Genomic DNA, 21,672 nt, shown 5'->3' with positions numbered 1-21,672 from the left:
AATGTTATTTAACTCAGGTATTTTTGCGATATTCTTTATTTGTGTATTTTTCCTCTATTGGTTTGTTTTTAACAAATCCCTGAAGTGGCAAAATATATTTTTGGCTGCATGCAGCTACTTTTTCTATGGATGCTGGGACTGGCGTTTCATGTTCCTTCTGGCATTCTCCACTTTCCTCGATTATTATTCAGGACTGAAAATCTCAAACAGCAAATCACACAATAAACGAAAATTCTGGCTGATCCTCAGTGTAGGGATCAATCTCGGATTTTTAGGAATTTTCAAATATTACGATTTTTTCGTCACCTCATTTGCCGAACTTTTAACATGGTTTGGTTTCACACCTCATTTTGCCACACTCAACCTGATTCTGCCGGTAGGCATTTCTTTCTATACATTTCATGGTTTATCATATGTTTTCGACATATACTATGGAAAGATCAAGCCTACACGAAATGCAATAGACTACTCTCTGTTTGTCAGTTTCTTTCCCTTATTGGTAGCAGGTCCTATCGAACGGGCGACACACCTCCTCCCTCAGGTCGAGCGTCCACGCACATTCAGTTATAGCAAGGCTGTAGACGGATTGAAACAAATACTGTGGGGATTGTTCAAAAAAGTTGTAATAGCGGATAACTGCGCAGAATTGGTAAATCAGATTTTTAATAATCACTGGTCATATTCGGGCAGTACGTTGGCTATTGGAGCAATGTTGTTTGCTATTCAAATATACGGAGACTTCTCCGGATACTCCGATATAGCTTTGGGTACAGCCCGGCTTTTAGGCTTTGAATTATTGCAGAATTTCCGCTTTCCCTACTTCTCTCGAGACATAGCTGAATTCTGGAGACGTTGGCATATCTCACTTTCTTCATGGTTCAAAGATTACCTTTATATTCCTTTAGGTGGCAGCCGTGGGGGAATGCTAAAAACTATACGCAATACATTTATTATATTCATTGTAAGCGGATTCTGGCATGGAGCGAACTGGACATTTATAGTATGGGGAAGCCTAAACGCCTTATTCATCACACCATCAATCATTTTCAAAAGAAACAGACGTAATCTGGACACGGTTGCTCAGGGAAGATTGGTTCCGTCGGTAAGAGAGATAGTGCAATTAGTTTCAACATTTATCCTTTCCAGTTTTGCATGGATCTTTTTCCGATCGGAAAACATGCAACAGGCAATTCTTTATATCAAAGAAATGTTTTCTGCTTCGCTTTTCAAAATACCCGAAGTCTACTCCGGTAAAATATTTATGGTGCTTATTCTGTTCTTTATAGTCGAATGGTGCGGGCGGGAAGGTAAATATGCTTTGGAACAATTTACCACTTCATGGAAACGTCCGTTACGGTGGGCTTTTTATTATATGATCATCGTTGTTATAATCTATATGACAGGCAATGAGCAACAGTTTATTTATTTTCAATTTTAGGGACTCTATTTACGGTCACAAACCTATTTAATGCTTTGATAAGTAGGACAGCCAAAGCCTGTTATAAACTAAAAACATATCATTAAATACTTTTATTTACTTAGTTGTTTAAAATGAAATTATTTTTACGAAAGGTTCTGCAATTTCTGATTTTACCTGTAATCATCTTTATTGGATTGTTGGCAGGATATATCATATACGACCCTTTCAAAGTAGTAAAATCATACGATGATTATTCACACTCTTTCAATATAAACAGAGGATACATATCCACTGAAGTTTTCTTACGTAATTACCGTAAACAACAGTACAATTCATTTATATTCGGCAGTTCACGCATCTTCGGGTTTCATGTCAGCTCATGGAAGAGCCATCTGAAAGCAGATGCCAATGTATACTCGTTTGACGCATACGGAGAAAAAATATCCGGTATGTATCATAAATTAAAGTTTCTGGATGAAAAGGGTATTGATATCAAAAATGCTCTTCTCTGTTTTGATACAGACTATACATTCCGAAAGCAAGAAAATCAACCGAAATATCTATACATCGAGCATCCAGCATTATCAGACATCAGTTGGATTGAATTTCATGAAGTTACCTTTGAGACATATTTGAATCCTTCTTTTCTTTACTCATTATACGCAAAAGAAGTATTCGGAATCAATAATGAGTATGTCAACCGCCACTATTCTAAAGACGGCGGAATTACTTACGATACGATAACTAACGAACCAAGACGAGAAGATCTGGATTCGAAAATAGAAAAAGACTTCTCCGGATATTATAGTCAGGTCTATTTTTATAGTGTAACCGAAACCGGAGAGCCTCCTTACCCTATCATAGATGATAAGGCGACTAAATATATGCGGCAAATTAAAGAAATCCTGGATAATCATCATACCGACTATCGGATTATTCTCAATCCGTTATATTCACAGGCTATATTCCATCGGATAGATATGGAAACTATAAAGAAAGTATTCGGATCCGATCGGATTTATAACTTTACGGGATCTAATAATATCACCAAAAACAAATATAACTACTACGAAGAATCTCATTTCCGTCCTTTTATAGGAGATAGTATAATGAATATAATTTATGGTGATAAGTGACTAATGCTCTTTAAAAAATGAATCCTATTTATTACCTTTGTAAAGGTTTGCCATGGGTAAACCTGCAATTCAGATTATCCAATTAAAATAAAACATATATGAAAAAAGTAGTTTTGATCCGTCACGGTGAAAGCCAATGGAATCTAGAAAACCGTTTCACAGGTTGGACAGATGTTGATTTGACAGAAAATGGTGTTAAAGAAGCGATTAAAGCCGGAAAATTATTGAAAGAAGAAGGTTTCAAATTCGAGAAAGCATATACTTCTTTCCTTAAAAGAGCTAACAAAACTCTGAATACTATTCTTGATCAAATGGATCTGGACTGGATCCCTGTTGAAAAATCATGGAGACTGAACGAAAAACATTACGGAATGCTTCAAGGTTTAAACAAGGCGGAAACTGCTGAAAAATATGGAGACGAACAAGTTCTGATTTGGAGACGCAGTTACGATGTACCTCCTACACCACTTGATCCAAGCGACCCTCGTTCGGCATCTCAAGATCCACGTTACGCAGGAGTACCTAAAGCATATATTCCCGAAACTGAAGCATTGAAAGATACTGTAGAACGCATTCTACCTTATTGGCAGGAAGTAATCTATCCTTCATTGGTAGATCATAACGAAATTATCGTTGCTGCTCACGGTAACAGCTTACGTGGTATCATCAAATACCTGAAAGGTATATCTGATGAGAACATTGTTAGCTTGAACTTACCAACCGCAGTTCCTTACGTATTCGAATTCGACGATAATTTGAATCTTGTAAAAGACTATTTCCTTGGAGATCCCGAAGAAATCAAAAAATTGATGGATGCGGTAGCTAATCAAGGTAAGAAAAAATAAGGTCAGTGACCTTTCATAAAAAAGTCCGGTTCTGAAGAATCGGACTTTTTTCTTAACCATGAACCTTATTTTACAAAAGCTTCATATAACAAGCATTCATTTTGTTTGTCAAACAATGTTTTCTTTCGATAAAGACGTTCATATTCATTCGAATATTGCGTAATCAATGGTTTATTCTGTTTCGGATCATCAGACAATGAATAACAGCTAACTAACATCAATGTCGCATACGCTTTCTGTTCTTTATCTTGTGCCATACTGTAAGCTTTTTGATAATATCCGGTAGCCAAGCTGGGTGTTCTATAATTTTTGATCCACATTGATGCACATGTTTCCTTCGGATTCGGAGTATAATAGCTATCTCCCGAACTCCATCCATAAGACATCATCATCCACGAGTTTCCGTAATAAGAGGTATTATAATAAGCATGCCCTAGCTTAAGATAAGTATCAGCAACTTTCTTCTTGTCTTTACCAGCGGCCAACACCTCCAGATCCAGCAAAGATTTTACAAATCTGGTTTTATTAAATTCATATCCGAAATCTCTCTTGGTCTTAAAGAATTTAGGCACAAAAGGATCTTCATTCAAGTACATCGCATACTCGTAATTATTTTTCCAGAACTGTTGATCCATACTTTTGAAAGTTTCAAAAGCCAGTTTGAGATCCCCATTGCGAAAGGCAATAGTTCCTTTCAGATCTTTATAAGCATCTATTTTATTAAAAGGCTGGTTACATAAGAACTTCTCAAAATCAGTTTTATTTTGCTTCTCAATAAGAATTATCAGTTTATCCATATCAGAAGTTGAAGCATACATATCAAATAGTCGAAGCCTTCCATAATATTCGGATGCAAAAGCCGGAACCTGATAATCTTTCGGATAACTCTGTTCGAAATCATAAGCTGTTTTCAACAGGCACATAGAGACAATATCACCCTTTTTGTAAAATTCATTAGCCAAAGCCAGATTCAAAGTAAAATACACACGGGAGTTTTCGTAACACGGATCCGAAAGGTTCTCCTTATTGTCTGCTTCGGGTAAATATTTTCTGATTGCTTTTAGTTTCGACAGATACCCTGTTTTAAAACGTTCTGTTGTTACATCTTCGGTTTTAACCCAAATCCAAGCATCTTCAATCACTTTTTGTATCTGAACCGACTCGTCAGCCTTAGATGATATCATAGCTAAATATTTTACCGCATCCTGTTTATTCTCTTCGAGTAAACTCAAGTGGGCTAGGGCTAGGGAGTAGTAATCTTTATAAGACTGCACTTTTGACTCGGCCTTCAATTTTAGTATAAAACTTTTCAACCTCGCCAGATATTTCAAATCGGTTTCCTGATTGTTCTTTGCAGAGTCTTCAAACCACCTCTGATAAGCGGGTTCTTTATCTTTACAGCCTAAAGTTCCCTCCTCCGATTTCCAATATACTGTAGACAAAAGCCAATCTTCCAATTTACAAACCTCTCTCATTACCAGAAACGGCATATAAGACGAATTTTTATCCCATGTTTCGATTTGCTGCATTCGGTCAAGCTCACGCCCCGGATATTGAATAGACCTTATTACGGCATCAATACTTTTCTCTTTTGCTGTAAACCATTTAGGAGTCTGAACAGTATCATTATACATTTGGGCACAACGCAGCTTTTTCTCATCGCAATTATCAAAACACTGAATATACAATTGATTGGCCTCAGCTTTACTATCCTGCCTGTCTAAAGACATAGCACAAAATAGAGCCGCCCAAGCACTCATAAGATTATCAGGCTTTACCGATCCGAAATGAGATTTAAAAATACGGGAAGATGTTTCAAAATTACCGGATTCCCAACCTAAACGCGCAACCTGAAACGCATAACGGTCTTTTAAGAAAGAAGACTTTACATTCTTATATTTATGTTCGGCTCTAAGAAATAACTGTGTCCTTTTCTCATCAGTCTTTGCATTTACCGTGCCCCATTCTTCAAATTGAAAATCAGGATCCTGTAAATCATTAACCGATACTTCGGCTTCTTTAGCAAACAACAGATATTCTAAAAGGTCTTTATGTTTCTTATCCCTTATCAAATAAGCGACTAATGTGTTTTTCTCCGCCCAAGCTTTAAGTCCATCGGTTTCGTATGCCATAATAAAATCCGTTGCCGAAGTTTCATACTGGATGACGTATATATCATCGAGTTTCACATCCGGTGAAGTCGCTTTTTGCCACTCCCCGATATTTCTTTTACGATCGTTCGACATAGGATCGGGATGCATAGAATGATAACGTACAGCCGTTGTATACCAAAAAGGCTGCATATTGTCCATGGATGGCAAAGCAGCTCTGAACGTCATGGGACGATTTTCCCAGTCATACTCGTAATATCCGCAAGCTGTTGTTTTTTTACAAAAGATCAGACTAACGGCCAGTCCGATCAAAAATACCTTTAATCTCATTTATCTGTTTTCTTTTTAGTATTTTAGAGCTAAAGTCCCACGAAAAGAAAGTGATACGTGAATACTTATCTATTTTTACATTCTTATACAGGTAGTCGGCCAGTTCTTCCAACTCCATCTGGTTCAACCCTTCTATCCTTATTTCATCTCCGGGACGCGCAAAAAAATCGCCTATTACCATTTCGGTGTTTAACATAAACCGATTTTCTCCGATCCTGGTATATCTCGAATTGATATAATCCTCGTTTTTTGCATTACGGATAACACCTTTAAACTGCTGGTTTCTGAAAATAACACCCCATGAAAATACAGGCAAAGCCAAGTCTATATTCAGAGGATATTTTACCCCTTGTACATATTTCTTTATTTCATCAATGGTCGCTATCGAATTTTTGGCATCATATTCATTTGCAGCCTGCACATTGTAACACATCAATAATACCCTATCTACAGGAGGAATACCCGCCGCAGTTGGATTCTTATACTGCCACAAGCGTAAAGTAGTTGTAATTTCTTTATCAGGAATTACTTCTTTCAGACGCTGAACAAAGTAAAAAAAATTGTCTTTACTCTTTTGCGACCAATCACAATCAATGAGGATATCAGAATATTTCGATCCGAACTGTTGTTTTTCAAATCGACTGTTCACTTCCTCAATGCGGTCTCTAATTCTTAGAGCGAGAGTATCGAGCTGCCCCTCGGTTGATTTCAAAAAAACTATATTCGAAAAAAAAACAGACGGAGTTATATGTTTACAATATAGCGAATCTGTACCGGCTTTGATTGTCCCGACAGGCTTTGCCATTTTCGAAAACACATCCCAGCCTACATCAAAATACCGTACATACATATGATTGGCTCCCATCTGCGACCAGATAGTGCTATCGGCTTCATCAAAGTCATATTGAGTCTTCCAATAACAAAAAGACCTTTGCTCATCACGGGTTCGAGTCTCTTTGACACAAGCTGTCAATGCTAAGAAAAGCAATAATATTACACAAGCCGTATATCGGAATTTCACAATCATATTACAATATCAGAAATTAAGGTCTAAGACCTATCTATTACTTAAAGAGTCTATTTCAAAGGTAATATTTTATCTAAGTAACAGCAAGTATTTCAAAAGGCATTTTCAGGCATAACTTTCTGACGTTATTATGATTGGTATAGCAATAAATAGGTCTAGTACCTTAATAAATTTCTCAGCAGACCAAAATGTAATAACAAAGACAGTTAATCGCATAGATAATATTAATCAACTATTACAGGTTATCAAATTGCTTTATTTCAGCAATTTGATCGTTTTCATCCCTCTTTTTATAAAAAATATTAAAGCTCTGGATAGAAAAGTTACAATAAATAAGTAACTTTAGATGTTGATTTATAATTCAATAGTCATCCAAGGTCTGAGACCTTTCCATAGCTTCGATTGTCAAACAACCGAAGATTTGTACAAAATGCACATGAAACAAGCAGTTAGAGATACAATACATTTTATGAAAAAAATACAGGATCAAATACTCGTAATATTCGGAGCATCGGGAGATCTTACTTATCGTAAACTAGTGCCCGCTTTGTTTGATTTGTATAAACAGAAATCATTACCGGATAATTTTGTAATGCTGGGAGTAGCACGCAGTGATTTCTCGGATGACTCATTCCGAGAAAAAATGATTGGAGGTATACGGCAGTTTTCCTTATCTAAAGATGCGCCGCAATCAGAAGTCGACCATTTTGCAGATAAACTGTTCTACTTATCCATTAACACGGACGAATCAAAAGATTACGCAAAATTAACCGAAAAGTTGTCCCTATTGGATTCGGAAAAGGGTACAAACGGCAACTATCTGTTTTACTTATCAACTCCACCTAATCTATACCCTCTTATTCCCAAATTTCTGGCTGAACAGGGACTTAATAAAGCAAAGGGTAAAATACGCCGTATCGTTATAGAAAAACCTTTCGGAACTGATCTAAAATCGGCAGTATATCTCAATAAAGGGTTGTTGGCCGACTACGAAGAAGACCAAATATACCGCATGGATCACTATCTTGGAAAAGAAACAGTTCAGAACCTGCTGGTTACACGGTTTTCGAATAGTATTTACGAACCATTGTGGAATCGCAATTATATACATCATGTCGAAATTACCGCAGCCGAAAGTCTGGGAGTGGAGAACCGTGGAGGTTATTATGACCACTCGGGAGCATTGCGAGACATGATTCAAAATCATCTACTTCAACTATTGGCACTTGTTGCAATGGAACCTCCTACAGTAATAGGATCAGATGCAATACGCAATGAAAAGCTAAAAGTATTTCAGGCCATTCGCCCGCTATCGCAGGAAGACATTCTAAACAATGTTATAAGGGGACAATACACTACAGCTAAGGTAAAAGGCAAGCCCCAGAAAGGGTACCGCGAAGAAAAAGGTGTAGACCCTGATTCGCGTACTGAAACATACGTAGCATTGAAATTATTTGTAGACAACTGGCGGTGGGGAGATGTTCCGTTCTATATTCGTACAGGGAAACATCTTCCGACACGAGTATCAGAGATAGTTATACATTTCCGCCCGACACCTCTCAATTTGTTTGTTGACAATAAAGAATATTGCAATGACGGCAACATTCTCGTTATCAGAATACATCCGGACGAAGGTATACTCCTCAAAACAGGAATGAAAGTACCGGGAGCCGGCTACAAAGTAAAAGAAGTGAATATGGATTTTCATTATTCGCAACTCCAAGACACTTATGTACCCGGAGCATACGAACGCCTTTTACTGGATGCTATGCTGGGAGACTCGACCCTTTACACCAGAGGTGATGCATTGGAGGCAGCATGGCGTTTTGTGCAGCCGATACTCGATTACTGGCAAAACAACCCCGAGGCTCCATTGTATGGATATCCTTGCGGATCGTGGGGACCCAATGTCGCAGACAGCCTTATAGAGGGCAAAAACATGACATGGAGATATCCATGCAAAAACCTATCCGACGACGGAATATATTGTGAATTATGAAAGATATAGTAAAAGTGTACAAAGACGCAGAAACCCTGAGCGAGGGATTCACTGCGTTCCTGAATGAAGAGTTAGCGAACAAAGAGCTGGTTAATATATCTTTATCAGGAGGAACAACCCCAAAATCGATTTTTAAATACTGGGCTGAAAATTGCCAGGATTCGATTGACTGGAAACGGATTATCTTCTTTTGGGGTGATGAACGCTGCGTGCCTCCGGGAGATGAACACAGTAATTATGGGATGACAAAAGAATTTTTGTTCAGCAAGGTTCCGGCTATTTCAAAAAGGCAGATACACCGTATACATGGAGAAGGAGAACCCGATGAAGAGGCTATCTGGTACAGTAATATTATCAAAGGATTTGTTCCATATGTAGATGAAACTCCTTCTTTTGACATAATGATGCTCGGACTTGGCGATGATGGGCACACTGTTTCGATATTCCCTTATGAGATCAATCTATGGGACAGTCCGAAAAAATGTGTTGTGGCAAAACATCCGACATCAGGCATGACACGAATCAGTCTTACGGGACGTATTGTAAATAATTCTCAAAACATCGTTTTCCTCGCTATGGGAAAAGATAAGGCTCTAAAGGTAAAAGAAATTATACAGCAACGCGAGCAGTTTATCAATAGTTATCCGGCAGCACGTGTAAATCCGAATTTCGGAAAACTATATTGGTTTCTGGACGAAGATGCAGCAAGCCTGCTATAATTATCTATTATACAAAAAATAAAGAGGTTGCTTATAAAATAAGCAACCTCTTTATTTTTATCCTATCGTAAATCAAATCATTAAAGATATCCTCTCACAATACCTCTTGGCGATGATTTTACAAAATCAACTATCATTTCCATTTCAGGTGTACGTTCAAAATCCTGTTCGATCTTTACAACAGCATCCGAAAAATTCAGACCCGATTGATATAACAATCTGTATATTTCCTGAATCTGGTTAATTTGTTCATTCGAGAAATTTCTGCGACGCAAACCTACAAGATTGATTCCGGCATAAGTAACAGGCTCTCTTCCAGCAATCACAAAAGGAGGAATGTCTTTACCCAAACGTGTACCGCCTTGTATCATCACATGTTTTCCGATACGTGTAAATTGGTGAACCAAAGTTCCCCCACTCAATATTGCATGATCATCGACTTCCACTTCTCCGGCTAGCTGAGTAGCATTACCCAATATAATATAGTCTCCAAGCACACAGTCGTGTGCAACATGGCTATATGCCATCAAAAGACAATGACTTCCTACTTTAGTTGTACCTTTTGAACTTGTTCCCCTGCTTATTGTGGCACATTCACGTACTGTAGTATAATCACCCACAATAGCAAGTGAGTCTTCTCCTTTGAATTTTAAATCCTGAGGAACCCCGGCTATTACTGCCCCCGGGTGTATTATACAATGTTTCCCGATACGTGCACCATACCTGATATTGGCTCCAGACATAATATGCGCTCCGTCTCCTATCTCTGTGTTATCGTCTATAAATGAGAATGGCTCTATTATAACGTCTTTTCCTATTTTAGCATTCGGGTGAACAAATGCATTCGGTGAAATTTCTGACATATTACAAATTAGTAATTGTTAAAGTTTAATGAAACATCTTTCGAATATAATCAACTTTGGCTGTTTCTCTTTCCAAAGTAACACATAGGTCTGCGACCTTATTTATTCTTAATGATTTGCGCAGTAAATTCCGCTTCAGAGACTACTTTCTCTCCGATGAATGCATACCCCTTCATAATAGCAATACCACGTCTGATCTCAGAGATCATATCTAAACGAAAGATCAAAGTATCTCCGGGAACTACTTTCTGACGGAATTTCACATTATCTATTTTCAGGAAGTAAGTCGAATACCTCTCCGGTTCTTCAACACCCGCTAATACAAGCAGACCTCCGACTTGTGCCATAGCCTCAACCTGCAATACTCCGGGCATAACAGGTTCCTGAGGAAAATGACCAGCAAAGAAAGGCTCATTTACTGTTATATTTTTCACACCGACAATGTGCTTCTGTCCAATTTCGATAATCTTGTCAACCATCAGAAATGGATAGCGGTGCGGCAAAAGTTCTTTAATTTTATTGATATCTAACAAAGACTCTTTGCTAACGTCATACACAGGGGGTTGAACATCGTTCAGTTTGATCTGTTTACGAATAGCACGAGCCAATTGATTATTTATTTTATGACCGGGACGTGTAGCTATCACACGGCCTTTAATCGGCTTACCAATCAAAGCCATATCCCCGATTATATCAAGTAACTTATGACGTGCGGGTTCATTCGCATACTGAAGAGGCTTATGATTGAGATAACCCAATTCGGACGCATCTTTATGAGGAACGCCCAAAAGATCACCTAACTTATCTAAATCTTCTTGAGAAATTTGTCTTTCGTAAATCACAATTGCATTATCCAGATCACCGCCTTTAATTAATCCGGCTCCTAACAATTGCTGTATTTCTCTGACAAAAACAAAAGTACGGCAACTTGCAATCTCTTTCTCAAATTGAGTCAGGTCATCCAATGTAGCCGATTGATTGGGTATATATTTAGATTCGAATTCAATAAAAGAATTGACGCAAAAATTTTCATCGGGAAGAAGAATAAGCTTTGATCCGCTCTCTTCATCTTTCACTTCGATTTTTCTTCTCACGACAAAGTAGTCCCTGTCATCATTTTGTTCAACAAGCCCCACTCTGTTTATTTCTTTAACATACTCTATCGAGCTGCCGTCCAATATCGGAAATTCAGGAGCATTGACTTCTATAAGACAGTTATCAACACCTAGTGCATACAACGCAGACATAGCATGTTCTACAGTACTGACATGAACATCTCCTTTCATCAATACGGTTCCTCTTTGGGTAGCACCTACATTTTCCGCCAAAGCGTCAATTACAGGCTCTCCTTCAAGATCTACTCGTTTTATTTTATATCCATGATTCTCAGGAGCAGGATTAAATGTTATGGTTATAGGTAAACCGGTATGCAACCCCTTTCCTTTCAGTGTAAAACTTCCTTGTAGCGTTTTCTGCTTTTCCATTTTATTTCTCTAGAGTAATATTTACTTTCTCTTGTCAAATATGACTCGTTTCTTTATATTATTTATTTAATGTTTCTTTCAACTCCTTAATTTCCTTCTCCAGTTGAGCTATCTGACGATACATATCCGGTAATTTAGGGAAAATCACGCTCGACTTAAAGAAATTCTTCACAGGTATCGCAGGTGACCCTAAAATTTGAGAACCCTCTTTTATATTGCTTATTATACCCGATTGAGCTCCGATACTTGTATTGTTGCCGATAGTAATATGTCCTCCAAGTCCTACCTGTCCTCCGATAACACAATGATCGCCAACTTTAGTAGATCCCGAAATACCGACCTGAGCAGCCATTACCGTATTAGCTCCTATCTCGACATTGTGAGCAACCTGAATAAGATTATCCAACTTAACACCTTTTCTAACAATAGTAGCATCCATTACGGCACGATCTATTGTAGTGTTTGCCCCGACCTCAACATCATCTTCGATAATTACAATACCCATTTGAGGTATCTTTTTATACACTCCGTCTTCCGGAGCAAAGCCAAAACCATCCGACCCGATGACTACTCCGGCATGAATAATACAGTTTTTTCCGATTTTACAACCCGGATAAACTTTCGCTCCCGGATACAAAATTGTATTTTCGCCGATAGTACATCCGTCTCCGATGTACACTTGCGGATAAATTTTCACATTATCAGCAACAGAGGCATACTCCCCTATATACGCAAAAGCCCCGACATAAATATCAGAACCTACTTTTGAAGTTTCGGCAATATAGCTCATTGCTTCGACCCCTACCTTCTTTGGCTTCGACTTTTCCACCATATCAAGCAATATTGCAAGGGATGCATAAGCATTGAAAACTTTTACAAGAGTCGCCTTAACCGGTTTTTCCGCAACAAAGTCTGAATTTACCAACACAATACTCGCATCGGTATCATATATATAATGAGTATACTTCGGGTTTGCAAGAAAAGTCAGAGTTCCGGGCTTTCCTTCTTCAATTTTCGAAAAATTGCTTACAGACACGTTAGGATCACCTTCAATGGTGCCCTTAAGTACTTCTGCAATTTGTTGAGCAGTAAAAGAGAGTTGCATATATTTAATATGTATATCTGGAATATTTAAAGTTTTAGATTGCGAAATAAGGAATAATTTTCCAATAATAAATATATTTTAGACGAAATTATGACTCAAACCGTTAATATAGCTTTTATTATACGTTTTACAAATTGTAAATATAAACCGCCACACACAGTAATACAAGAAGATAGAATAATATCACTTTCCACCGTACAACGGCCAATGACAAGAAATGCGACAGCAGCAGCGCTCCGCTTATCACAATCAGGTATGCATCTAACTTCGGATCATATACAATAAACCAGCAAGACAGGATTGATAAGATGAAACATAAATAAAAGAACATCATATTTGTCCTGATCCTTATTTTATCATGAAATGAGTTTGCCTGATAATAGAAAAACAACAAACAGCCTAATAGAGTAGCAGGAACCAGATAATACAAATCGAAAAGTGCCGATTGTTCAAATGAAAGATCCACTATCGGATATAAAGAAAGGAAAGGTGCTACGAAAGCGGCTGTATCCCCTATCGCAAGAAAGACAAAAAAGGCAAGCCAATATATTGATGCAACACCCAGCAACATCGCTACAACAGTCTTGAAACGAAAACACCTCATCATACTAAGTCCTATCAGAAACAGAGGAAAAAATGTAAGCGTATAAAACGAAAACATACTACCCACCGCAAGAAAAAATCCTATCGAATAAGATTTTCCGGAGACATTATTCTGATGATACGTCGACAAAAGAATATATATCGACAACAAAACAGACATCACTCCAATATACTGAGGAGTCATAAATAAAAAAGCCGGATGCAGACTAAACACAAAAATCACCAGTGAGGGAACCATGTATGTCCGTGTACGAATCAATGCATAACGGGCATTAATCTGTCCGAGATAAAGAGCTAGACCTACTACCGAAGCAAAGCTAAAAGCCGCAGAGATAAGTTTGTCGGACAGAATATCCAATAACAATCCTCTCCACAAATATCCTGCTCCTAACTTTTCAGGAGTATAATCTGCCACAGAAAAGAAGAAGCCTAAGCGAAGAAAACACGAAAGAATGATTGAGAAAAAAATCAGATTTTTATTCTCAATCACTCCTCTTTTAAAAGATCTAACTATATCCATGTATATGGTCTGTAACCTTATTGTAAATCAAAACCGATATCCTTACGGTAGTTCTTCCCTGCAAAAGAAACGATTGTTGCGTTCTTAAAAGATTTTGATAAAGCCTCTTCTTTTGTTTCGCCATAAGAACTAATAGTCAATACACGTCCGCCATCTGTAACAACAGCCCCGTTTGCTAATTTTGTTCCGGCATGAAACACTATACTACCCGATACACCATCTAATCCGGCAATAGGTTTTCCTTTTTCATAATCACCGGGATACCCACCGGAAACAAGCATCACCGTTGTAGCATAGCGGGTATCAATTTCCAAGATTTTATCCCGAAGAGTTTGTGTCGCAACCCCTTCCAGTAGATCCACAAAGTCGGACTTAATACGGAGCATCACAACCTCAGTTTCAGGGTCTCCCATACGGGCGTTATACTCAATTACCATCGGTTCGCCGTCAACAGCAATAAGCCCGACAAAAATAAATCCCTTATAATCAATCTCATCTTTTTTCAGACCTTCAACAGTAGGGATAACAATACGCTCCTCTACTTTTTTCATAAAATCCGCATCGGCAAAAGACACAGGCGATACAGCCCCCATTCCTCCGGTATTAGCTCCGGTATCACCTTCTCCGATCCGCTTATAATCTTTTGCGACAGGTAATATTTTATACGAATCGCCATCGGTCATTACAAAAACAGAACATTCAATTCCCGACAAAAACTCTTCGATAACAACAGTTGATCCCGCATCGCCAAAACGTCCGTCAAACATTGCTTTCAGTTCGTTTTTTGCCAAACCCAGATCATCTAGAATAACTACACCTTTTCCTGCAGCCAAACCATCGGCCTTTAAAACATAAGGAGGATTCAGTTCCGACAGAAAATCATACGCACCTTCAAGCTCACTCGCCGAAAAGCTTTTGTATCTTGCCGTCGGTATATTATGGCGCATCATAAACTGCTTTCCAAAATCTTTGCTGCCCTCCAGCTGAGCTCCGTGTTTAGAGGGACCTATTACCGGAATGTGTTTTAAAGAATCGTCAGTCTGAAAAAAATCATATACACCTTTCACCAAAGGATCTTCGGGTCCCACAACAACCATATCTACTTTTTCTTTCAAAGAAAAAGCTTTTATCGCAGCAAAGTCAGTCGCAGAGATATTTACATTTTCGGCAATCAGTCGGGTTCCGGCATTACCGGGAGCCACAAAAAGCTTACTAACGCGCGTACTTTGCTTTATTTTCCAAGCCAGAGCATGCTCACGCCCACCGCTTCCTAACAATAAAATGTTCATAAGGTAATATTGGTTTACTGGTTAAGTCCGTAAAGTTAATAATCTTCCTATTTATTACGGATATCTATTACAGAGAATTATTCAGAATCAACAACAGGAGCATCCAGATCTCCCTCCCATTTACTCACAACCGTTGTAGCCAAGGCGTTTCCTAAAACATTGGTCATGCTCCGCGCCATATCGCAAAAATGATCTATAGGCAACAACAATGCAACTCCTTCGGGAGGAATGCCGAACATAGAACACGTAGCCACTATAATAATCAAAGAGGCTCTAGGCACACCTGCAATTCCCTTACTGGTAAGCATCAACACCAACAGCATTACGATCTGAGAACTGAGGCTCATTTCTATACCGTAAAGCTGAGCAATAAATATACTGGCAAAGGTCATATACATCATACTGCCATCGAGATTGAACGAATATCCCAAAGGTAGAATAAACGATACGATCTTCGACTTACAGCCAAATCGTTCCAATTCCTGAACAAGTTTCGGAAACACAGCTTCGCTGCTCGATGTAGAAAAAGCAATCAGTAATGGGTTGCCGATAATCTTTATCAATGACCAAACTCTTTTGCCAAGAATAACATACCCTACAAGAATAAGAACAACCCAAAGGGTTGCGATACCGATAACAAAAGCGAGCAAAAAATGGGCATAAACTTTAAAAATAGACAATCCATGCATAGCTACAGCAGCTGTCACCGTTCCAAATACCGCAGCAGGAGCAACCCACATAACATACCCTACTATTTTCAAAATAACATGAGTAATAGTATCCAATGCTCTTGATATCGGAAGTCCTTTCTCTCCATATGATCCTAAAGCAATACCGAAAATAACGGCAAAGACCAATATCTGCAAGATCTCATTATGAGCCAAAGCCTCAAATAGACTTTTGGGCACAACATGATTTACAAACTCAGCCAGAGATAACTCCTGAGTTTTACCTAGTAATTCTTTTGCACTTGCAGTATTATGTATATCAATACCGGAATCTGCGCCCGGTTGTAAAACATTTACCCAGATCAGTCCTATCGACAAGGAAACCAATGTAGCCGAAATAAACCAAAGCAGGGCTTTTCCTCCTATCCTCCCGACCATCTTAGCATCTCCCATCTTGGTTATACCAACCACTATAGTACAAAACACCAATGGAGCCACAATCATCTGAATCAGCCGGATAAATATCGTACCTAACAGTTTTATATTCTCGGCAACAAGAGTCATCACTCTTAACGGGCAAAACATATGAACACACTGACCAAGAATGATTCCCAATATAAGAGACAATACAATATAATAAAACAGCTTATTACCGGCGGAATTCTTAGTTTCTTTTATTTCCATAGATAAATCAAGTAACAGAAAGTATTTAACAACGTATTCTAAAGCAACAATTACCCGTTGCTATTATGTTTACAAAGTCAGCAAAAAGCGACAACCTTGAAACTGAAAAACTAACCCCTTTTATAATTTCCACATCCGTTGAAACCCAAAACATACAAATATATAAACATATTATCAAAAATATGTCTTTTTAACGAACATAAACCCACGAAACAAAAACAAACGGTTGCCTTTTAGTTAAAAAGCAACCGTTTTGAAAGACATACAAATATCTAACAGAATCTAATTTTTCAGAAATTTCACAGCTACCCAATTATCTTTCGAATTAAAGTGATCGAATAACAAGCCATTTTTCTCGCATTCAGCCTGTATTACAGGAATATCTTCTTTATAAAAGCCGCTCATATATAGAGTTCCTCCTTTATTCAGCACTGAAACATAGACATTAATATCATTCAACAATATATTCCGGTTAATATTAGCCAGAATAACATCAAACGTCTTATCAGCATGAAGCAGATCCGCCCCTCCGATCTTCAGCTCAATGTTCGATACTTTGTTGAGATTCAGATTTTCTTTTGCATTATCATATGCCCATTCATCTATATCTATCGCCTCAATTGGGTCTGCGCCTCTCATAGACGCTAAGATGGCAAGAATAGCAGTACCGCATCCCATATCAAGCAACGACTTACCTGAGAAATCTTCATTCAGAATTTCTCTTATCATCAGTTCGGTTGTCTGATGATGACCGGTACCGAATGCCATTTTGGGATCTATATAAATATTGTATTCATAAGTAGCAGGTGCATTATGAAACGTACTTTGTATAATACAACGATCATCGATAACCAGAGGCTGGAAGTAATTCTTTTCCCATTCTTCATTCCAATTGCGGTCTTCTACTTCTGATATTTTATAATCGAAAGAAGCTTCCACCGGAAAATCGGACAACAAACTATCCAGAGCACCCTTGTCAAAAACCTGAGTTTGAATATACGCTTTGATCCCCAACTCGGTATCAACAAAACTTTCGAACCCTATTTCCCCCAAGGTTGCAGAAAGTACTTCCGTTACAACCTCATCATGAGGTCTACAAACAAAATCTATTTCAATATAATCCATCTGAATTTCTGGTTTTAAGGTCTCCGACCCATTTTTTATTTAAATATATATATCAGAACTATGATTTACGATAAGAAACACGATTAAGTAATAAATAACATCTAACCATATACTGTTATTTGATTGTTCATTACCAAAGTGACAAGTAGGTCTAAGACCTTTATTTTAAACCTTTCGTGCTATTTCTAAGACAAAATTACTCTTTTTAACTTCATTTTCGAGTATCAGGCTCTCTTTTCACATTATAACACATTTGGCCATTAAGTTTTTTTATTACCTTTCTGCTCTAAATTAAGAGCATGAAGACATCGAACATTAGTTTATATATAATTGTTCTTTACTTATAGGGAAGACCGTTGTCGCTTTTAACTTATTTATAGATTTCAGACGCAACAATTGCACACTTTTTGCATCTTATCTATATGATACAAAAAATAGCTCACACTAAGATTAAACCTTTAAAGACTATCTGTAGTCTAATTTAGGAACAAGAAAAACGATTCAAAAAAAATATAAGGAGAGGAGATAAAACAATGAAAAAAGGCAAATTATTAATATTGGCTGCGTTATTACCATTGGCTGGTTTCTCTCAGGACTGGGGCGATGATATCTACGGATCTTCCCCTCAAAAAAAAGAAACCACTAAAACGCAAAAGGTTGAAACCCCAGTTTCAAAGACCTCCAATACGAAACAGAACAATACAAATATCGCCGTTTCTAACAGAAACAGCGATATGGACATTTACACCAATGGTAATGTAAATGTGGATGTAGACGCTTACAATCGCAGAGGCGGAAATGCAAATGTTTATTCGCAGAATGACACATTGGCATACGATGAAGACGATGCGCAATACGAATACACCGACCGTATCGTAAAATACCACAATCCCGCAAACAGTGTAACAATTACCAGCGATGATGATATCAATGTATATGTTATAAACGACGTATATGACGATTATTATTACTCTCGCGGATGGAATACCAGTTTCCGTTGGGGAATAGGATATAACCCTTGGTACTATTCATACAGCAGTTGGGATCCCTGGTACTGGGATTCATGGTACTACCCCGGTTATTACTCTTGGTATAGCCGTCCTTATTGGGGATGGGGTGGTTGGTATTCCGGCTGGTATGGTGGTTGGTACGGAGGTTGGTCTGGCGGATGGGGCTGGTCCGGCGGATGGCACGACCCATGGTATTCAAGACCTTACTCACGCAATTATTATAGTAATGGTCGAAACAGTGCCGGCAGATACGGTAATAATTCTTCAGGCAGATACTCTTCATCAAGAGATAACGGAAGATATTCAGGAGGTAGATCTTCAGAAGGCGGAAGGTACAGTTCCGGCCGTACTTCCAGCGGAGGACGCTACAGCAGTGACAATGTCCGCTCAAGCGGCCGATATAGTTCAGGTCGCACTTCTGCAACCGATGGAAGATACAGCACCGGAGGAAGAACATCATCCAGAGAATCAGGTATCAGCACAAGACCATTGAATACGGGAGGAAGAACTTCATCAGGACGTACTTATATAAACCGTGATGCAACTTATGATGCGAGTACAGGACGTATATACTCCAATGGCAGAACATCTTCGTCATCAAGAGGATCAAGCGATAATTCGGGAACAACATCATCTTCTAATTCCGGAAGATATTCATCGGGAAGAACATCGTCTTCATCTAGTTCAGAAAGAACTTCCACCAGTGGACGATCCTCTAGTTCAAGAAGTTACAATAGCGGAAGTTCATCAAGCTCCAGCAGATCTTACGACTCAGGTCGATCTTCGTCAAGCAGCAGTAGATCTTACGATTCGGGCAGGTCTTCGTCTTACAGCAGCGGACGGTCTTCATCAGGAGGATCCTCGTACAGCGGAGGTGGAGGCAGCAGCCGTAGCTCTTCTGGTGGAGGCGGAGGCGGACGCAGCAGCCGCAGATAAAATCAGATAAGCGATCTTGGATATATTAAGGTTTCAGACCCTTTTATTACTTTGGTAAGCATAACAGCTAAAGTCTTTTATAAATTTAAATATATCATTAATACTTGCTGTTATTTAATAAAAATAAAAACGAAAGTTGCTTTAATAATAGGGCAACTTTCGTTCTAAGAAACAAAAATAGATTATGAAAAGAGTTTTTACACTAGCTTTAGTTTTAACATCCATTGCCGGAGGAGCTTCAGCTCAAGGCTCACTGGATGCTTTTAACCTGTCATACAACGATTTGAAAGGAACAGCCCGATCGGTATCAATGGGGGGAGCTTTCGGAGCCTTAGGAGGTGATGTCTCGGGAATTGCAATAAACCCTGCCGGTATCGGAGTATACACAAAATCGGAAATCGTTACCACTCTTAATTTTGCTAATACATCCATCAAGTCGAATTTTTCGGGAAACAGCATGGATGATAAAAAATTTAAAGTAAACTTCGACAATTTAGCCTTCGTAGGAACAGTTCCTATCGAAAGCGATGTGGTTCCATTAATCAATTTCGGATTTTCATACAATAATCTAAAGTCTTTTAACCGTAAATACAGGGCAGGAGCAAATGGGCTGAATCAGTCCTTTACTCAATACTTGGCAGATAGAGCTAATAACCAAAAAGACTTTGACAATATCACATCAGGCAACGGATATAACACTGCTAATGATTGGATGAGCGTATTAGGTTATAGCGGCTATCTAATTGACGAAACAGACAGCAAAACTTTTATTCCTACATTCAGACAAGAAAATACGACGGAAACAGCTAATACAGACCTTTATATTCAAGAAAAAGGTAACGTCAGTTCATATGATTTTAATGTCGGAACGACAATCGATGATATACTTAGCATCGGGCTTACGGTAGCCGTAACCGATATAGACTATCACTTATCATCTACATTATACGAAAAATTCTCGTCAAACAACGATGATTATTATCTGGATAATGAATTGAAAACAGATGGTACAGGATGGCAGGTAAAAGCAGGACTTATCTTTAAACCTATAAAAGAATTGAGAATCGGTGCTGCATACCACTCTCCTACTTGGTATAACATGACTGATCGTTACTACGGAGTAGTAGATGCATCATGGAATAGTGAATTAATTGGTACACCCGGATACAGAGAAGGCGGAGCATCTAATGATTATAAATTAAGAACACCTGACAAATGGATATTCAGCCTTGCTGGTATAATCGGTCAATATGCAATAATCAGTGCAGATTATGAATTAACTAATTACAGTAAAACCAACCTGTCTAACAGATACGACAGAGATTATAACTTCAGTCGGGAAAATGGTCTAACAGAACAATATTTCAAAAATTCATCAACAATACGAGTAGGTGCAGAAATCAGATTCACACCTCAGTTTTCGGGACGCGTTGGTTATATGTGGCAACAAAGTCCATTTGAAAAAGAAGTTAAAGACCGAAATATAATTCCTGAAACTGCAGGAACTGTACCTCAATATACAATCGTAGGAGATGCAAATCACTTTACATGGGGACTAGGTTATAAGTTCACTCCAAATTTTTACACAGATATCGCTTTTGTAATAAAAAACAGAAAAGATGACCTATACCTTTATCAGGATTCAGACAAAGTAGAATTGAAAACGAATCAGTTCTCAGGTCTGATAACTTTCGGCTGCCGATTCTGATAAAATAGTAAAAAGTAAGGTCTCAGACCTATTTATTACTCTGGCGAGTAAAACATTATAAACTAAAAGTATAACATTAATACTTTCTGT

Annotated in this window: 16 protein-coding genes; 7 read left to right on the top strand and 9 right to left on the bottom strand. The window is 38.3% G+C overall.

The features are described 5' to 3' along the window. Position 1 precedes the first annotated feature (1 nt). From K322_RS0105845 to gpmA, 3 genes are all read left to right on the top strand, one after another. Positions 2 to 1,438 carry an MBOAT family O-acyltransferase gene (locus K322_RS0105845; RefSeq protein WP_026626048.1) on the top strand — a complete coding sequence of 479 codons (1,437 nt, stop codon included), beginning with the start codon at positions 2 to 4 and terminating at the stop codon, positions 1,436 to 1,438. A 113-nt stretch (positions 1,439 to 1,551) separates the two neighbouring features. Then, the gene (locus K322_RS0105840; RefSeq protein WP_026626047.1) at positions 1,552 to 2,556 is read left to right on the top strand and encodes a hypothetical protein; all 1,005 of its coding nucleotides are present in this window, start codon (positions 1,552 to 1,554) and stop codon (positions 2,554 to 2,556) included. 98 nt (positions 2,557 to 2,654) lie between these two features. Then, positions 2,655 to 3,401, top strand: coding sequence for a 2,3-diphosphoglycerate-dependent phosphoglycerate mutase (gene gpmA, locus K322_RS0105835; RefSeq protein WP_026626046.1), 747 nt, complete (start codon positions 2,655 to 2,657; stop codon positions 3,399 to 3,401). A gap of 65 nt (positions 3,402 to 3,466) precedes the next feature. Here the strand turns inward: gpmA and K322_RS0105830 are convergent, their stop codons facing one another. Next, on the bottom strand, positions 3,467 to 5,842 hold the full coding sequence (locus K322_RS0105830) for a hypothetical protein (protein WP_026626045.1): 2,376 nt from the start codon (positions 5,840 to 5,842) through the stop codon (positions 3,467 to 3,469). Further along, entirely contained in the window at positions 5,805 to 6,869 is a 1,065-nt protein-coding gene (locus K322_RS0105825) for a hypothetical protein (RefSeq protein WP_026626044.1), read from the bottom strand. Before K322_RS0105825 ends, K322_RS0105830 begins: the two co-directional genes overlap by 38 nt. Positions 6,870 to 7,338: 469 nt before the next feature. Here K322_RS0105825 and zwf point away from each other — a divergent pair, with 469 nt between their 5' ends. Then, the gene (gene zwf, locus K322_RS0105815) at positions 7,339 to 8,868 is read left to right on the top strand and encodes a glucose-6-phosphate dehydrogenase (RefSeq protein WP_026626042.1); all 1,530 of its coding nucleotides are present in this window, start codon (positions 7,339 to 7,341) and stop codon (positions 8,866 to 8,868) included. Beyond that, complete coding sequence (gene pgl / locus K322_RS0105810; protein WP_246037474.1) at positions 8,865 to 9,587, top strand: 6-phosphogluconolactonase; 723 nt, start codon at positions 8,865 to 8,867, stop codon at positions 9,585 to 9,587. The genes zwf and pgl overlap by 4 nt, the downstream gene beginning before the upstream one ends. 80 nt (positions 9,588 to 9,667) lie before the next feature. Here pgl and lpxA read toward each other — a convergent pair whose 3' ends face one another. The 7 genes from lpxA to prmA form a co-directional block, all read right to left on the bottom strand. Next, a complete protein-coding gene (gene lpxA / locus K322_RS0105805) occupies positions 9,668 to 10,450 on the bottom strand; it encodes an acyl-ACP--UDP-N-acetylglucosamine O-acyltransferase (protein ID WP_026626040.1) in 783 nt (260 codons plus the stop codon). Positions 10,451 to 10,548: 98 nt separating this feature from the next. Then, positions 10,549 to 11,934 (bottom strand): bifunctional UDP-3-O-[3-hydroxymyristoyl] N-acetylglucosamine deacetylase/3-hydroxyacyl-ACP dehydratase, encoded by a 1,386-nt coding sequence (locus K322_RS0105800; RefSeq protein WP_026626039.1) that lies wholly within the window; start codon positions 11,932 to 11,934, stop codon positions 10,549 to 10,551. Between the two features lie 58 nt (positions 11,935 to 11,992). After that, the gene (lpxD, locus tag K322_RS0105795) at positions 11,993 to 13,039 is read right to left on the bottom strand and encodes a UDP-3-O-(3-hydroxymyristoyl)glucosamine N-acyltransferase (protein ID WP_026626038.1); all 1,047 of its coding nucleotides are present in this window, start codon (positions 13,037 to 13,039) and stop codon (positions 11,993 to 11,995) included. A gap of 127 nt (positions 13,040 to 13,166) precedes the next feature. Beyond that, positions 13,167 to 14,162 carry a hypothetical protein gene (locus tag K322_RS0105790; protein ID WP_026626037.1) on the bottom strand — a complete coding sequence of 332 codons (996 nt, stop codon included), beginning with the start codon at positions 14,160 to 14,162 and terminating at the stop codon, positions 13,167 to 13,169. A 17-nt stretch (positions 14,163 to 14,179) separates the two neighbouring features. Further along, entirely contained in the window at positions 14,180 to 15,451 is a 1,272-nt protein-coding gene (gene purD, locus K322_RS0105785; RefSeq protein WP_026626036.1) for a phosphoribosylamine--glycine ligase, read from the bottom strand. Between the two features lie 77 nt (positions 15,452 to 15,528). Next, a complete protein-coding gene (locus K322_RS0105780) occupies positions 15,529 to 16,803 on the bottom strand; it encodes a dicarboxylate/amino acid:cation symporter (RefSeq protein ID WP_026626035.1) in 1,275 nt (424 codons plus the stop codon). Between the two features lie 282 nt (positions 16,804 to 17,085). Further along, positions 17,086 to 17,928 carry a 50S ribosomal protein L11 methyltransferase gene (gene prmA, locus K322_RS0105775; RefSeq protein ID WP_026626034.1) on the bottom strand — a complete coding sequence of 281 codons (843 nt, stop codon included), beginning with the start codon at positions 17,926 to 17,928 and terminating at the stop codon, positions 17,086 to 17,088. Between the two features lie 533 nt (positions 17,929 to 18,461). Between prmA and K322_RS0105770 the strand changes: the two genes are divergently transcribed. Both K322_RS0105770 and K322_RS0105765 read left to right on the top strand, forming a co-directional pair. Continuing rightward, complete coding sequence (locus tag K322_RS0105770) at positions 18,462 to 19,874, top strand: hypothetical protein (protein WP_026626033.1); 1,413 nt, start codon at positions 18,462 to 18,464, stop codon at positions 19,872 to 19,874. Between the two features lie 184 nt (positions 19,875 to 20,058). Beyond that, complete coding sequence (locus K322_RS0105765; protein WP_026626032.1) at positions 20,059 to 21,582, top strand: OmpP1/FadL family transporter; 1,524 nt, start codon at positions 20,059 to 20,061, stop codon at positions 21,580 to 21,582. Positions 21,583 to 21,672 lie beyond the last annotated feature (90 nt).

Origin of the sequence: Indolivaga capnocytophagoides DSM 22835 (assembly GCF_000426485.1) — a bacterium.
GTDB classification, from domain to species: domain Bacteria; phylum Bacteroidota; class Bacteroidia; order Bacteroidales; family Dysgonomonadaceae; genus Dysgonomonas_A; species Dysgonomonas_A capnocytophagoides.
This window is presented reverse-complemented; position numbering and strand designations above follow the sequence as displayed.

Coding starts and splice junctions, on each gene's coding strand:
- K322_RS0105845 (WP_026626048.1), top strand. CDS start 2: ATGTTATTTAACTCAGGTATTTTTGCGATATTCTTTATTTGTGTATTT.
- K322_RS0105840 (WP_026626047.1), top strand. CDS start 1,552: ATGAAATTATTTTTACGAAAGGTTCTGCAATTTCTGATTTTACCTGTA.
- gpmA (WP_026626046.1), top strand. CDS start 2,655: ATGAAAAAAGTAGTTTTGATCCGTCACGGTGAAAGCCAATGGAATCTA.
- K322_RS0105830 (WP_026626045.1), bottom strand. CDS start 5,842: ATGAGATTAAAGGTATTTTTGATCGGACTGGCCGTTAGTCTGATCTTT.
- K322_RS0105825 (WP_026626044.1), bottom strand. CDS start 6,869: ATGATTGTGAAATTCCGATATACGGCTTGTGTAATATTATTGCTTTTC.
- zwf (WP_026626042.1), top strand. CDS start 7,339: ATGAAAAAAATACAGGATCAAATACTCGTAATATTCGGAGCATCGGGA.
- pgl (WP_246037474.1), top strand. CDS start 8,865: ATGAAAGATATAGTAAAAGTGTACAAAGACGCAGAAACCCTGAGCGAG.
- lpxA (WP_026626040.1), bottom strand. CDS start 10,450: ATGTCAGAAATTTCACCGAATGCATTTGTTCACCCGAATGCTAAAATA.
- K322_RS0105800 (WP_026626039.1), bottom strand. CDS start 11,934: ATGGAAAAGCAGAAAACGCTACAAGGAAGTTTTACACTGAAAGGAAAG.
- lpxD (WP_026626038.1), bottom strand. CDS start 13,039: ATGCAACTCTCTTTTACTGCTCAACAAATTGCAGAAGTACTTAAGGGC.
- K322_RS0105790 (WP_026626037.1), bottom strand. CDS start 14,162: ATGGATATAGTTAGATCTTTTAAAAGAGGAGTGATTGAGAATAAAAAT.
- purD (WP_026626036.1), bottom strand. CDS start 15,451: ATGAACATTTTATTGTTAGGAAGCGGTGGGCGTGAGCATGCTCTGGCT.
- K322_RS0105780 (WP_026626035.1), bottom strand. CDS start 16,803: ATGGAAATAAAAGAAACTAAGAATTCCGCCGGTAATAAGCTGTTTTAT.
- prmA (WP_026626034.1), bottom strand. CDS start 17,928: ATGGATTATATTGAAATAGATTTTGTTTGTAGACCTCATGATGAGGTT.
- K322_RS0105770 (WP_026626033.1), top strand. CDS start 18,462: ATGAAAAAAGGCAAATTATTAATATTGGCTGCGTTATTACCATTGGCT.
- K322_RS0105765 (WP_026626032.1), top strand. CDS start 20,059: ATGAAAAGAGTTTTTACACTAGCTTTAGTTTTAACATCCATTGCCGGA.